A 14,104-nucleotide genomic window follows, 5' to 3' on the forward strand; every position below is an offset into this window, starting at 1 on the left:
ATAAGTTGATGGCAGCATACGCCGGTTGATCGCCAATTGAGAGCGATCCGCATCGGGAGATAAAATATGTCACAACATCGCAATTGGATGCTGTCCATGGGCTTGGCTACGGCCGTGCTGCTGGGCGGCGCCGTGCAGGCGCAGGATCTGAAACGTCTTGAAACGCTGGTCGATAAGGCCGTCGTCCAGGATCATTTTTCCGGCGCGGTGCTGGTGGCCAAAGGGGACCAGGTCTTGCTGGACAAGGGTTACGGCTCCGCCAACCTGGAATGGAATATCCCCAATTCGCCGAGCACCAAGTTCCGCCTCGGCTCCGTGACCAAACAGTTCACGGCGGCCAGCGTGCTGCTGTTGCAGGAGCGCGGCAAGCTCGCCGTCTCCGATCCGGTCAGCAAATACCTCAGCGGCCTGCCTGCCGCGTGGAGCAAGGTGACGATTTTCCAGCTGTTGAACCACACTTCGGGCATCGCCAATTTCACGTCGACCAAGGAATACCAGGCGATCGAGCCGTTCACCAAGAAACCGGAGGAATCCGTGGCGCTGGTGCGCGACAAGCCGCTGGAGTTTGAATCCGGCTCCCGCTTCAACTACAGCAATACCGGCTACGTGCTGTTGGGCGCACTGATTGAAAAGGTCAGCGGCCAGACCTACGACGCCTTCGTGCGCCAGAATATTTTTGAGCCGCTCGGCATGAAGGACAGCGGCTACGACTGGAACGCCAACGTGCTGCCGAACCGCGCCGCCGGTTATGCGCGCGGCAAGAACGGCATGACCAACGCCGGCTTTATCAACATGAGCATCCCGCACGCCGCCGGCGCGCTGTACTCGACCACCGGCGACCTGCTGCGCTGGCAGCGCGGCCTGTATGAAGGCAAGCTGCTGTCGCCGGCGTCGCTGGCGGCGATGACAACCCCTTACCACTCCGGCTATGGATTCGGGCTGGGCATACAGCAGAAGGACGGCGGCAAGGAGGTGGGCCACGGCGGCGGCATCGAAGGTTTCGCCACCGAGGTGCATTACCGCATGGCCGACAAGATCAGCGTGATCGTGCTCAGTAATGTCGAAGGCAGCCAGCTCGATTCGTTGACCGCCGGGTTGACCGCCACCGCACGGGGCGCCACCTATGTGTTGCCGACGGAGCGCAAGGATATCGCCTTGCCGGCTGAGCAGATGGCAGCCATCGCCGGCACCTACACCATGCCGGACGGCCGCCGCCTGTGGCTGCGCACCAGTAACGGCGGCATGACGACCCAGTTGCAAGGCCAGGCGTCGCTGCCGATCTACGCCGAGTCGGCGGACAAGCTATTCCTGCGCAAGGTCGATGCGCAGCTGGCGCTGCACCGCGACGCGGCCGGCAAGGTGGTCGCGGTCACGCTGCTGCAAGGCGGTCACGATATGCGTATGCCGCGCGTGGACGAAGCGGCGCCTGCCGATGACAGCCCGGCCGCCGGCCAATAAGGAGACCGTATGAAATTCAAATCTGTTTTGCTGGCGACGATCGCGCTCGCCGCGGCGCAGCTGCATGCGCAGGAAAGCGCGCCGCAGCAGCTGCTCAAACTGGTGCAAAGCTATACCGAGGCGCAGCGCGATTTCGAACCATCGAAGATCGACGCCATCGTCACCCGCGACTTTTATGAGGTGTCGCCGCTCGGCGAGGTGGATCCGCGCGAGAAGGTGTTGGGCTTCTACCTGCCGGCCAACAAGCGTGAGGCGCCGACCATGGAGGTGTCCGAGCCGGCGGTCCAGGTGTTCGGCAACACCGGCACCGTGGTCGTCAAGCTGTCCGGCAGCGTGACCGTGAATGCGGAGAAGCGCAACTTCGCGCTGCGCGCCGGCTACGTCGCCGTGAACGAGGGCGGCAAGTGGAAGCTCGCTTCCGCGCAGTACACCGGCATCCGTCCCACCCAACCTCGATGATCAGGACATGAACGCACATATCGTCAAACTGGAAGAGTCGCCCGATGGCGGCGACATGCAGGCGCTGGTCAAAGGACTGACCGCCTACAACGCCGCGCAGGCCAACGGAGAAACCCCGAGCTACCTGGTTGCCACCGTCAAGGACGACGGCGGCAGGCTGGTTGGCGGCCTGCTTGGCGCCACCTATCTCGGATGGCTGCAGATCCAGGTGGTGTGGCTGGACGACAGTGTGCGCGGGCAGGGCTACGGCAGCGAGTTGATGGCGATCGCGGAGCGCGAGGGCGTGCGGCGCGGCGTACACAGTGCTTTCGTCGAGACGCTCAGCTTCCAGGCCTTGCCGTTCTATGAAAAGCTGGGCTACACAGTATTCAGCCGCCTTGCCGATTTCCCGCCGGGCGGAGCGCGCTATGCGCTGACCAAAAAGCTGGAAGGCTGACTTGATATGGACGATGTGACAATAAATGACATTGCTGGCTCCGCCTCGCCGGCGCAAGCGACGCTGGTAGTTGTGGGGCCGCAGGTGATCGAAGTCCTGGGTGCGCGCATGCAAACCGCCGACGAGCTGCTGGTGTTCCTGGCTGAGCACAAGATCGAGCGCATCGAGCTGGAGAGCGTACGCGACGACGAGCCGGATGGAGGGACGCCATTCTACGAAAGAATCGGCAAGGTCATTTATTCATCGACGCGCCGTGGCATCAAGATCGTGCGGGTCGACGGGACTTCCTTCGAGTAGGCGCCGCATGTCCCGCTGTGGCGGGGCGCCGAACAGGCGGGTGTATTCGCGGCTGAACTGCGACGCGCTCTCATTGCCCACGCGGACCGCCGCGCTGACGGCATCGATGTTTTCATTCAGCATCAATTGGCGCGCATCCTGCAGCCGCAGTTGCTTCAGGTACTGCAAGGAGCTCATGCCCGCCAACACGCGAAAGTGCTGGCGGAAGTTGGATGGACTCATATGCGTTCGAATCGAGTCGATTGCTTTTATGGCAGGCTAGAGTAGAATAGCGGCATGTCAGCGACTAGGAGCATCTCCAGTCTTGAGCCTGACCTCTATCGGGTATGATTAAGTTACGATTGTGCGTGTCCCAAGTTGGGGCACGCACATATTGTAAATTTTTCTCCCTATCACTTTCCCTCCTAAAACTTCCCAATTGTTGTGGCGTAAATTCCCGTTCATTTGAGTGAGCTGCTTCTTTAATTTTTTTGGCTTTTGCCATAGCCATCTTCGATTGACGTGAATTTGAGTTATAGTCGTACATCCCCATCGAACTACTACTATGAACGCAAAGCCCCTAAAAATCTTGTTTGAAGCCATGTATCATGGTAAGTACGATTTTCAAGATTTTCTTCAAGGTGATATCTGCAGTGACTTTGATATGTTCACTGTTGGCGAACGCACCATCTATCGGCCAAATAAAAAGTTAAAAACCTATCACAGCTTCATTAATCTTTTCGTTTTGGAAAAATTTCCTGTTAATGCGGAAGTGGTTTTTTCATATCGAAAAGGTGTTAATGTTTACGATGCCGTTTCGAAACATGCTTTCAGTAAACATTTTTTTCAGACTGATATTTCTAAATTTTTCCCAAGCATAGGTGTGGATTTGGTTAGAGATACATTTTTGCAAAATAAAAATTGTACGCCAGTATCTGATTTTGATACCTGTATTGAAAGAATCGTTGAGTTGGTAATGGTTGATGGGTTTCTGCCGGTTGGTTTTTCGACATCTCCATTGATAAGTAATGTGTGTTTATTTGGTTTTGATAATTTGGTGCAAAAATATTGCAGTGAGAATGGGATAATTTACACTCGTTACTCTGACGATTTGATTTTTTCCTCGTTGGAAAAGAGTAAATTAATTGGTATTTTTGAATTTCTCCAGAGGACAATGTTAGACCTATTTGGTGGATTAATTTCATTGAATATTTCAAAAACGAAATTCACTCATGCTGGTAGCAAGATAAAGCTACTTGGAATGGTAATTCTTCCAAATGGGAAAGTATCAGTCGATAAGAAATTTAAGGATAATATTGAGGTTCTACTTCATTTTTACGTTAAGAATCGTACTAAATTTTTCAATTTGGTCGAATCGGATTTAAAAGGTGGAATGGAAAAAATATCCGGCTATCTTAGTTATGTCAATACTGTTGATAAAGATTACCTCAACAAATTGAGGAAAAAATATGGTATGACCGTGGTTGATATGTTTCTTCACTATACGCCAAAAAAATAACCTATGAAACTAAGCGTGAAAATTCGAAATGTTCAGCATATTAAGTTGCTGGAGTTTTCAGTTGATCTGGAGAGAAATCAACTTATGGGAATTGTCGGCCGAAATGGTGTTGGAAAGACGACCTTAATGAAGGCAATTCAAAATCTTCGATCTGCCGACACGTTTTTGAAGACTTCGTCAGACCGCATTTTTTCGGAAGCTAGTGCAATTGAATATGAACTTGGCGATACACAAATTAATTTTATGTATGATGCCGCACTTGGTAGCCTGAACTCAAAGGGATCCATCTCAGACACGCTACGTGGTATTGTCGATGTCGAGCTTCCAATGCCTTTTGGGCAGCGATTTAATTTTTATCAAAGCATTAGCGATGCGGACTCGAAAATTAGGCAAGCGGTTGTGTTGCAAGACTACTCACGCCCTGTGGAATTAATCGAATTTTTGAATGAGATTTATAGCTCAAACAAGTTTGATGAATTGGTGGAAGTTCGGGTAAAAGGAATTCCGCATTACTGTATTATATTGCCAGATAATCGTTATATTCGGGAAGATTACTTAAGTTCTGGTGAGTTTTTCCTAATTAACCTCTATCGGAAGATTCAACTCCGTTGTAAACTTATTGCGATAGATGAAATTGATATTTCACTGGATGCTGCTGCTCAAGTGCATTTAATTGAAAAGTTACGTGAATTTTGCACAAAGTACGAGGTAAATGTTGTGTTTACGACGCACTCGTTGGCGATGATGCAGACTTTACTTGATGGCGAACTTTATCATATGCGAGAAGGTGTTGATGGAATTGAAGTGTTGCCCGAGTCATATGCTTATATTAAAAGTACGTTATTTGGTTTTCGAGGCTGGGATCGTTATGTACTGACAGAAGATAAAGTTCTAATGCGATTTTTGGAATATGTAATAAACCAGTTTTGTGGCGATGTTTTTTACGAGTATAAGATTATTTATATCGGTGCGGCTGGAAGTGTTGTTGACTTGATGAGACGGAACGAGCGCGAAGAGTTTTTCTCGAAGAAAGATCACGTCATTTCGGTTTTGGATGGTGATCAACGTGAAGAAAAATATGCTCAAGGCGATCGTATTTTATTTATTCCATTCGAAAGTGTGGAGAAGGAAATTTATAGCGATTATATGGATGGGAAGTTGAGGCTGTTGGGAAATTATGCAACCAATGATCCTAAGAAATTATTTGCGAAGTTTATTTCAATGAAAGTATTATCGGAATTGAAAATTTTTGATTATTTGTGTTCAAAGAATGAAGCTCAGGTCGTCGAATTTGCGGCACACCTCAAGGATTTCCTGTCTAGGAACTAGTGTTGACCAACGATGGCCGCCGCCGCGACGACGGCAGCAAGCAGTACGGCCGCGGCGGCAAGCTGCATGATATTCCTGACCTGGAACGCGCCCAAGGAAGCATTCGACGATCGGCGCCAGTCGCTGTTCGCAGGCAAGTCTGTGGATGACGTGCTGGTCTCGAATAGCGCCAACTACAAGTTCTGCGGCGCCGAAGTGCTTCCTGCCTTCTCATCTCACGACGTCATGAAGCAGGCCGATGTGGATGGCGACATCGCCCGTTTGCGCGCCCACCTGGCCGCCGTTGCCCGCCCATTCATCCCCGCATAACAACCGTTCGTCCGGCGGCAGCTACCGTCCGTCCGATGCTCCGTGCAAAAGCTTGTTTTTTGTCTAGAGTGTGGCTATTGCCATCCACATTGTGAGCGATGGCGATATCTACTTGGATTGGACATATCATGCGTACTTTTGTGTGGGCATTGCTGCTGGGCTGCTGCATTCCCGGCGTCGCGGGCGCGGCCGAGAAGCCGTTGCAGCAGACTGACTTGCAAGAATTTAAGGGGCAGTACGATCTGGCGGACGGCCGCACCTTGACGGTCACCCAGCACCGCAAGAAACTGTTTGTGCAGATGAATAACGGTCCGGAGGTCGAACTGGAGCCGGCCGGCAAGAGCGTATTCATCACCCGCTGGGGCGGGCTGCGCGTCGAGTTCGACCAGCGCGACAACGGCAACGTCGCCGGCGTTCGCCTGCTGGGGCCGGAACAGGTGGCACGCCGGCAGGATTGAGCCGGCGCCTGCTTGTCAGGTCAGCAGCGGAAGGATGCCGTCCAGGCCAACGAAGTTGAGCGCGACGTTGGCCTGCCCGCGCACCACCGGCTTGGCGCGGAACGCCACCGACATGCCCGAGATGCTCATCATCTTCAAGTCATTGGCGCCGTCGCCCATGACGATGGCTTGCGACGGCTCGATGCCCAGCTCCGCGCACACGCGTTCCACGGTGTTTTTCTTTTCCTCGGCATCGACGATGCCGCCCACCACGCGGCCGGTCAGGCGGCCGTCGACGATTTCCAGCTCGTTGGCGTGGGTGTAGTCCAGGCCCAGGCGCTCTTTCAACCGCGAGGTGAAGTAGGTGAAGCCGCCCGACACCAGCAGCGTTTTCAATCCAGCCTGCTGCACCGCCTTGAGCATCGCCTCGGCGCCCGGCGACAGCTGCAGCCGTTCCTCGTACACACGCTCCAGCGCCGATGCCTCCAGGCCCTCCAGCAGCGCCACGCGGCGCTTCAGGCTCTCGGAGAAATCGAGCTCGCCACGCATCGCCGCCTCGGTGATCTCGGACACTTGCGGCTTGAGGCCCTGCATGTCGGCGATTTCGTCGATGCATTCGATGGTGATCAGCGTCGAATCCATGTCCATCGCAACGAGCTTGAATTCGCTCATCTTGTGCATGCCGATGGAATAGGTGGCGTCCAGCTGGGCCGCCTGGGCCGCCACTTCGATGGTCTGGCGCAGCGCCGGCGAGAAGCTGATGCCTTCGCAGCGCAGCGCGCGTTCATTCAACCAGGTGATGTTCTTCGGCGCCGTCAGCGCCGCGATGCGTTCCAGTCTGGCCTTGCAGTCGTCCAACCCTTGCAGCACAAGATTCATAGTATTTTTTGCAGTCTTCATAAATGCGTATAGCGTTTTTTGGGCTAAGCGCCCAAGTTACGTGTTTAGACTCACGCGGTCAACTGTTTGATCGCACCTTTGATCTGGGCGACACGTGCCGCCAGGTCGGGCATGGAGACGGTGATCTTCAGTTTGTCCTGGCCATTGAGCTTGATCTGGCGGTTCTTCTGTATCAGCTCGATGATGCGCATCGGGTTGATCGGCGGCTTGGCCATGAACTGCAAGGTGGCCGCCTCGCCATGGGCGTCTATCTTGACGATGCCCACGGTTTTGGCGGCGATGCGCAGGCGGTGGGTTTCGATCAGGGCCTTGACGGGGTCCGGCAATTTGCCGAAACGGTCGATCATCTCTTCCTGCATGTCGTCGATCTTGTCCTGGACGTTGCAGTTGGCCATGCGCTTGTAAATAGATAGCCGTTCGTGCACATCGCCGCAGAAATCGGCCGGCAACAACGCCGGCACGTGCAGGTTGATCTCGGTGGTGGTGGCCAGCGGCGCCGCCAGGTCCGGCTCCTTGCCGGCCTTGAGCGAGCGTACCGCCTCGTTGAGCATGTCCGAGTACAGCTGGAAGCCGATCTCGGTCATCTCGCCGGACTGGTTGTCGCCCAGGACTTCGCCGGCGCCGCGGATCTCCAGGTCGTGCATCGCCAGATAGAAGCCGCTGCCCAGTTCTTCCATCTGCTGGATCGCGTCCAGGCGGCGCTGCGCCTGCTTGGTCAGCGATTGCACGTCGGTCACCAGCAGGTAGGCGTAGGCCTGGTGGTGCGAACGGCCGACCCGGCCGCGCAGCTGGTGCAGCTGCGCCAGGCCGAACTTGTCGGCGCGGTGCATGATGATGGTGTTCGCGGTCGGCACGTCGATGCCGGTTTCAATGATCGTGGTGCACAGCAGGATGTTGTAGCGCTGCGCCACGAAGTCGCGCATCACTTTTTCCAGGTCGCGTTCGTGCATCTGGCCGTGGGCGACGGCGATGCGCGCCTCCGGCAGCAACTCGGTCAGCATCGCCATGCGGTTCTGGATGGTCTCGACCTCGTTGTGCAGGAAGTAGACCTGGCCGCCGCGCTTCAATTCGCGCAGGCAGGCTTCGCGGATGATGGATTCACCCTCGCTGCGCACGAAGGTCTTGATCGCCAGGCGCTTTTGCGGCGCGGTGGCGATGACCGAGAAGTCGCGCAGGCCTTCCAGCGCCATGCCCAGCGTGCGCGGAATCGGCGTGGCGGTCAAGGTCAGCACGTCGACTTCGGCGCGCAGCGATTTCAGGGTTTCCTTCTGGCGCACGCCGAAACGGTGTTCCTCGTCGATGATGACCAGGCCCAGGCGGGTGAACTTGACGTCGTCCGACAGCAGTTTGTGGGTGCCGATGACGATGTCCAGCGTGCCGTCGGCCATGCCCTTGATCGCCTGCGTGATCTCCTTGCCGGTGCGGAAGCGTGACATTTCGGCGATGCGCACCGGCCAGTCGGCGAAGCGGTCGGCGAAGGTCTGCGCATGCTGTTCGGCCAGCAGCGTGGTCGGCGCCAGGATCGCCACCTGCTTGCCGCCCATGACGGCGATGAAGGCCGCGCGCAGCGCCACCTCGGTCTTGCCGAAACCGACGTCGCCGCACACCAGGCGGTCCATCGGCTTGCCGGAGGTCATATCCTTGATGACGTTGTTGATTGCTTCCTGCTGGTCGGGCGTTTCGTCGAAGCCGAAGCTGTCGGCGAAGCGCTCGTAGTCATGCGCCGAGTACTCGAACGAATGGCCCTGGCGCAGCGCGCGGCGGGCGTACAGATTCAATAGCTCGGCGGCGGTGTCGCGCACCTGTTCGGCGGCGCGGCGCTTGGCTTTTTCCCATGCGCCGGAACCCAGCGCGTGCAGCGGCGCGTCCTCCGGCGAGGCGCCGGAATAGCGCGAGATCACGTGCAGCTGCGAGACCGGCACATACAGCTTGGTGTCCTTGGCGTATTCCAGGTGCAGGAATTCGGTCTCGCCTTCGCCCAGATCCATGCTGGTCAGGCCCATGTAGCGCCCGATGCCGTGGTTGATGTGCACCACCGGATCGCCGATCTTCAGCTCCGACAGGTCGCGCACCATCGATTCGACCTGGGTGACGGCTTCCTGCTTCTTCTTGCCGACGCGGCGGCCGGAGCCGGCATACAGCTCGGTCTCGGTGATGAAAATCAGGTTCTCGTCGGGCGTTGACAGTTCGAAGCCGGCGTGCAGCGGGGCCACGCCCAGCATCAGCTTCGCAGCGGAGGTGGCGAAGCCCTCGTAGCCCTCGACCGGCGTCAGCGCCAGGTCGTATTCGGTGAAGTACTGCTGCAGCGTTTCGCGGCGGCCGTTGGTCTCGGCGCAGATCATCACGCGGCGGCCAGCCGGTAGCAGGTAGGCGCGCAGATTGGTCAGCGGGTCTTCGCTGTGGCGGTTGACGGCAATGTTGGGCACCGGCGCAGACAGCTCGGAGGCGCCAGCGTCGGCGTCCTTGGAGATCACCAGGCGGCCGTAGGGCTTGGCCAGCGTGAAGAACTGCTCGTCCGACAGGAACAAGGCTTCCGGCGCCATGATGGGGCGGTCGCGGTCGGACTTGAGGAAGCGGTAGCGCGAGCCGGTGTCGGTCCAGAAGCGCTTGATGGCGGCGTCGATGTCGCCCACCAGGGCCAGCGCCGCGCCCTGCGGCAGGTAGTCGAACAGCGTGGCCGTCTCTTCGAAGAACAGCGGCAGGTAGTACTCGATACCGGCCGAGGCGATGCCGCTCTTGATGTCCTTGTACACCACCGAGCGCGATGGGTCGCCCTCGAACTGTTCGCGCCAGCGGTTGCGGAAGGTGGTGCGCGCCGCTTCGTCCATCGGGAACTCGCGGCCGGGCAGCAGCCGCACCTCGTTGACCGGGTACAGCGAACGCTGGGTATCGGCGTCGAAGGTGCGGATGGTTTCGATGGTGTCGCCGAACAGGTCGAGCCGGTAGGGCAGGGCGGAGCCCATCGGGAACAGGTCGATCAGGCCGCCGCGCACCGAGTACTCGCCGGGCGACATCACCTGCGCCACGTTGGTGTAGCCGGCCAATGTCAGCTGCGCCTTCAGGCGCGCTTCATCGAGCGACTCGCCTTTTTTGAAGAAGAAGGTGTAGGCCGCCAGGAAGGACGGCGGCGCCATGCGCACCAGCGCGGTGGTGGCCGGCACCAGCATCACGTCGCACTGGCCGCTGGAGATTTCGTGCAGCGTGGCCAAGCGCTCGGACACCAGGTCCTGGTGCGGCGAGAAGGCGTCGTAGGGCAGGGTTTCCCAGTCCGGCAGCAAATGGCAGCGCAGCTGGTCGCCGCCGAACCATGGGATCTCGTCCAGCAGGCGTTGGCCGTCGCTGGCGTTGGCGACGATCACGGCCAGCATCTGGCCCTGGGATTTGAGTTCGAGCGCGGCAAGCGCCAATGCGTAGGCGTCCGACGACCCGTGCAGCGCAGGCAGGGCGAAGCGGGTGCCGGGTTTTGGTAGGGAGTTTTTTAAGACCAGGGACACAACACACATTCAACGGTTAAGGCGCACCGCCAGAGGGGCAATGCCGCTGCCGACATTATAGACGAAGCACCGCCGGCCCGCCGGTCTGCTCCCAACTCCGCTCACTCCGGCCTGGGCACCCGGTTGGCTATGCCGAACGGTACATGGACCATCGGTATGTTGCCGCCGGCCGACTTCAGGTGGCTGAGCTGGTCGTCGAAGAAGATATGCGGCTTGAAGATGCCCAGCACCCGGGCTTTTTCCATGCCGCCGAGGAAAAACGTCTCGTTGGCGGACACGCCCCAGCTCTTCAGCGTGGTGACCACCCGCTCGTGCGACGGCGCGCTGCGGGCGGTGATGATGGCGATGCGCAGGATGCGCTTATACGAGGGATCGCGGCGCTGGGCGCGCTCCTCCAGCCGCTGCATCAGCGACAGTTTCTGGAACAGGTCGGCCAGCGGGCCGGGCTGGTGGGGGATGGCGACCCGCTCGCGCTCGTGCGCATGGAACTCGTCGACATCGTTGTTGCGCTTGAAGACGGTCTCCGATTCGTCGTCGGCGATCACGCCGTCGAAGTCGAAGGCGACCCGCAATTCCTCGTCGTCGTCGTCCTCTGTACGCGAAGGCAGCACCAGGCCGGCCGGATAATTGGCCTCCAGCGCGTTGCGGACATCCTCCTCGTTGGCGCTCAGGAACAAAGAGGTATTGAAGGCCGGCAGGTAGTTGTATGGCGATTTGCCGGTGACGAAGCAGGCGCGCGAGATGTCCAGCCCGTAGTGGGCGATGGAATTCATCACCCGCAGCCCGGTTTCCGGTGAATTGCGCGACATCAGCACCACTTCCACCGGCGCCGACTGGGCGTAGTGCTTGTTGATGTTGAGGAAGCGGCGGATGAAGGGGAAGGCCACGCCCTTGCCGAGGATGACGTCGATATGCTGCTCCTGGTACTTGCGGTACTCCTCGGCGCCGCCTTCCAGGTAGATCTTGTGCGATTCGGTCAGGTCAAACAGCGCGCTGGAGGCGATGCCGATCACCAGTTTGTGCTCGATAGGATAGGCCATGGTCTTGTCGGTGGGTTGCTGAAGGTTGCTATATGCATCACTTTAACCGATACGCCCGTATGGCGTGCGGCATATTATTGGTACTGTATTGGTCATATAGTATGCATATTTTCATTATCAATTATGTTATTCTTGTTGTTAATGAGATATAATTCAGCCCTTGCTTGCGGGTTTCCTCCGTTTCTTAACGAACATACCAATTACATACCATGACCATTTCCACTCTGATGCACCGTATTTTGCCGCTGGTGCTGGGCGCGGCCGCCCTGTGCAGCGCCCAAGCCGCGGCGCCAAGTTTCAACCTGGGTCCGGCGTCGGACTTTAGCGCCTATTTCTATGGTAATGCCACCAACTTCACCGATATCGAAGGCCGCATGGCCGTCGGCGGCTACGCCATCACCTCGGGCGCATCGATAGGCTACCGCACCCCGTTCGGCGTGACCGCGCCCAGCCTGGTCGTGGGCAGCTACGTCCGCCTGAATGGCGGCGACATCTACGCCGCGCCGCTGAGCAATGTGGACACCAACGCCTCCATCGGCCCGATTACCGAATACACCAAGAATTACAATGGCTATGGCGTGTACGGCAGCACCAACGCGTCGTCGTCCTACCTGAATCTGCAGAAGGCCGATATTTCGACCTACACCGACTTTGGCGCTGCCAAGACCCAGCTGACCGCCTTGTCGAGCACGCTGAACAGCCAGGCCGCCAACGGCACGGTCAACTTCGCCAACGGCGGCATCGAACTGGTGGGCAACAACACGACCGGCCTGCAAGTGTTCAACGTCAACACCCGTAACCTGAGCAACCTGACGCTGAGCAACGTGAAAGACGGCGCCACCGTGGTCATCAACGTCACCGGCACCGGCGACGTGGTCTTCGGCGGCGGCCAGGACGGCCTGCTGGAGCACCTGCGCGCCAACGTGCTGTTCAACCTGAACGACGCCACCGACGTCAAGATCAACACCTTCGTCTGGGGCTCGGTGCTGGCCAACAACGGCGTGCTGTCCGGCGCCGGCCACCTGGAGGGCAGCGTGGTGGCCCGGGCCATGGTCAGCGCGGTCGAGATCGGCTACGAGCCGTTCAAGGGCTATGTCGCCACCCCGGTTCCTGAACCGGAAACCTATGCCATGTTGCTGGGCGGCCTGGCGCTGATGGGCGTGGTGGCACGCCGCCGCAAGGCCTGATCAAGGCCGGCGTCGCGAAAAAAGCTGCCTCGGCAGCTTTTTTTGTTTCTTTTTTGCATGTGCGATTGCCACTGGCCGTGCGCTGGGATACATTGAGGCATCCACCAGGCGGAATCCGGCGTGCTCAATCTCGACACTCTATTGTTGGTACAGGTCTGCGTCACGCTGTTGACGACGGCGCTGCTGGTCGCCTCCGCCTGCTACACCGGCAGCCCGCCCGAATTGCGCTGGTGGGCGCTGGGCAATCTGCTGGTGTCGGTCGGCCTGGCCATGACCAACCTCGACGGCTTGCCGGTCGTGCTGAGCATGGTGGTCGGCTACGGCGTGATCGCTTTCGGCCTGGGGCTGGTGTTGCGCGGCCTGCGCGTGCATTGTTCCGATACGCTGAGCTGGCGCGGCGTGGCCGTCATCACGGTGCTGGCGCTGCTGGTCTCCGCGTACTTCAGCTTGATCGTGCCCAGCTTGCGGGCGCGGTTGTGCTTCAGCGGTTTCTATTTTGCGTTGTTGAACTGGCTGTGCGCCGTCACCATCGCGCGCCACGGCGGCTGGCGCGGTGTGATTATCAGCGTGATCGGCTTTACCGTGCTGGGGCTGGCGCTGTTCCTGCGCGGCGTGCACATGCTGTTCCACGGCGACCCGGCCGACGTGCCCAGTTCGCTGGTGATGGGGGCGAGCATGCTGGTGATACCGCTGGCCCAGGTCTGCATCGCATTCGGGCTGATACTGATGGTGATGTGGCGCTACGCCGAACGGCTGCGGCGCCTGTCGACGCTCGATGCGCTGACCGGGGCGCTGAACCGGGCCGGCCTGGAAATCCACGGCAAGCGGGTGGCCCTGCGCGCGCAGCGCGGCCGCCGCAGCCTGGCCGTGATCATGATCGACGTCGACTTCTTCAAGACCATCAACGATACCTACGGCCATCCGGTCGGCGACGAGGTGCTGCGCCATCTGGCGGGGATACTGAAGCTGGAGTTGCGTCCCTACGACCTGCTGGCGCGCTTCGGCGGCGAGGAGTTCGTGCTGGTGCTGGACGGCTCCGATCTCGCGGCCGCGACCAAGGTGGCCGAGCGCCTGCGCGCGCGGATCGAGCTGGAACTGGTGGAGATCGATGCGCTGTCGGTGCGCTACACCGCCAGCGTCGGCGTGGTCTCCTCGGACCAGCATGGCTATGACTTGATCGCCCTGATCTCGGCCGGCGACGCCGCCATGTACGAGGCCAAGCGCACCGGCCGCAACCGCGTGATCGGCGGCTGAACGCCG

General features: G+C 58.5%; 14 protein-coding genes and 1 pseudogene. 10 read left to right on the forward strand and 5 right to left on the reverse strand.

Going from position 1 to position 14,104, the window contains the following annotated elements; translation table 11 throughout:
* Positions 1-96 precede the first annotated feature (96 nt).
* The 4 genes from KVP70_RS21100 to KVP70_RS21115 are packed head-to-tail and all read left to right on the forward strand — an operon-like array spanning position 97 to position 2,650.
* Positions 97-1,458: a serine hydrolase gene (locus KVP70_RS21100; RefSeq protein ID WP_229224976.1), complete on the forward strand. Its 1,362-nt coding sequence runs from the start codon at positions 97-99 to the stop codon at positions 1,456-1,458.
* A 9-nt stretch (positions 1,459-1,467) separates the two neighbouring features.
* Positions 1,468-1,917, forward strand: coding sequence for a nuclear transport factor 2 family protein (locus KVP70_RS21105; RefSeq protein ID WP_217944129.1), 450 nt, complete (start codon positions 1,468-1,470; stop codon positions 1,915-1,917).
* Positions 1,918-1,924: 7 nt separating this feature from the next.
* The gene (locus KVP70_RS21110) at positions 1,925-2,353 is read left to right on the forward strand and encodes a GNAT family N-acetyltransferase (protein ID WP_217944130.1); all 429 of its coding nucleotides are present in this window, start codon (positions 1,925-1,927) and stop codon (positions 2,351-2,353) included.
* 15 nt (positions 2,354-2,368) lie between these two features.
* The gene (locus KVP70_RS21115; RefSeq protein WP_217944132.1) at positions 2,369-2,650 is read left to right on the forward strand and encodes a hypothetical protein; all 282 of its coding nucleotides are present in this window, start codon (positions 2,369-2,371) and stop codon (positions 2,648-2,650) included.
* Here KVP70_RS21115 and KVP70_RS21120 read toward each other — a convergent pair.
* A pseudogene (locus tag KVP70_RS21120) lies at positions 2,594-2,875 on the reverse strand (helix-turn-helix domain-containing protein); the annotation flags it as partial. The gene KVP70_RS21115 and the pseudogene KVP70_RS21120 overlap by 57 nt on opposite strands.
* 61 nt (positions 2,876-2,936) lie before the next feature.
* The gene (locus KVP70_RS21125; protein WP_217944134.1) at positions 2,937-3,134 is read right to left on the reverse strand and encodes a hypothetical protein; all 198 of its coding nucleotides are present in this window, start codon (positions 3,132-3,134) and stop codon (positions 2,937-2,939) included.
* Between the two features lie 60 nt (positions 3,135-3,194).
* Between KVP70_RS21125 and KVP70_RS21130 the strand changes: the two genes are divergently transcribed.
* The 4 genes from KVP70_RS21130 (at position 3,195) to KVP70_RS21145 (ending at position 6,244) form a co-directional block, all read left to right on the forward strand.
* The gene (locus KVP70_RS21130) at positions 3,195-4,148 is read left to right on the forward strand and encodes a reverse transcriptase domain-containing protein (RefSeq protein ID WP_217944135.1); all 954 of its coding nucleotides are present in this window, start codon (positions 3,195-3,197) and stop codon (positions 4,146-4,148) included.
* 15 nt (positions 4,149-4,163) lie between these two features.
* The gene (locus tag KVP70_RS21135) at positions 4,164-5,477 is read left to right on the forward strand and encodes an ATP-binding cassette domain-containing protein (protein WP_217944136.1); all 1,314 of its coding nucleotides are present in this window, start codon (positions 4,164-4,166) and stop codon (positions 5,475-5,477) included.
* Positions 5,478-5,543: 66 nt separating this feature from the next.
* Positions 5,544-5,786 carry an NAD(P)H-dependent oxidoreductase gene (locus tag KVP70_RS21140; RefSeq protein ID WP_217944137.1) on the forward strand — a complete coding sequence of 81 codons (243 nt, stop codon included), beginning with the start codon at positions 5,544-5,546 and terminating at the stop codon, positions 5,784-5,786.
* Positions 5,787-5,914: 128 nt separating this feature from the next.
* Positions 5,915-6,244: a DUF3471 domain-containing protein gene (locus KVP70_RS21145; protein WP_217944138.1), complete on the forward strand. Its 330-nt coding sequence runs from the start codon at positions 5,915-5,917 to the stop codon at positions 6,242-6,244.
* Positions 6,245-6,259: 15 nt separating this feature from the next.
* On the opposite strand, the gene serB is transcribed toward KVP70_RS21145, so the two are convergent.
* The 3 genes from serB to KVP70_RS21160 form a co-directional block, all read right to left on the reverse strand.
* A complete protein-coding gene (gene serB / locus KVP70_RS21150; protein WP_217944140.1) occupies positions 6,260-7,102 on the reverse strand; it encodes a phosphoserine phosphatase SerB in 843 nt (280 codons plus the stop codon).
* Positions 7,103-7,173: 71 nt separating this feature from the next.
* Positions 7,174-10,626: a transcription-repair coupling factor gene (mfd, locus tag KVP70_RS21155; RefSeq protein ID WP_229224977.1), complete on the reverse strand. Its 3,453-nt coding sequence runs from the start codon at positions 10,624-10,626 to the stop codon at positions 7,174-7,176.
* A 92-nt stretch (positions 10,627-10,718) separates the two neighbouring features.
* Complete coding sequence (locus KVP70_RS21160) at positions 10,719-11,657, reverse strand: 5'-nucleotidase (protein ID WP_217944143.1); 939 nt, start codon at positions 11,655-11,657, stop codon at positions 10,719-10,721.
* Positions 11,658-11,866: 209 nt separating this feature from the next.
* On the opposite strand from KVP70_RS21160, the gene KVP70_RS21165 reads away from it, so the two are divergent.
* Together KVP70_RS21165 and KVP70_RS21170 are read left to right on the forward strand one after the other, a co-directional pair.
* Complete coding sequence (locus KVP70_RS21165; RefSeq protein ID WP_217944144.1) at positions 11,867-12,844, forward strand: choice-of-anchor A family protein; 978 nt, start codon at positions 11,867-11,869, stop codon at positions 12,842-12,844.
* Between the two features lie 120 nt (positions 12,845-12,964).
* Positions 12,965-14,098 carry a GGDEF domain-containing protein gene (locus KVP70_RS21170; protein WP_262311705.1) on the forward strand — a complete coding sequence of 378 codons (1,134 nt, stop codon included), beginning with the start codon at positions 12,965-12,967 and terminating at the stop codon, positions 14,096-14,098.
* The last annotated feature ends 6 nt before the right edge of the window (positions 14,099-14,104 follow it).

Source organism: Duganella violaceipulchra (assembly GCF_019166075.1).
Lineage (GTDB): Bacteria > Pseudomonadota > Gammaproteobacteria > Burkholderiales > Burkholderiaceae_D > Rugamonas > Rugamonas violaceipulchra.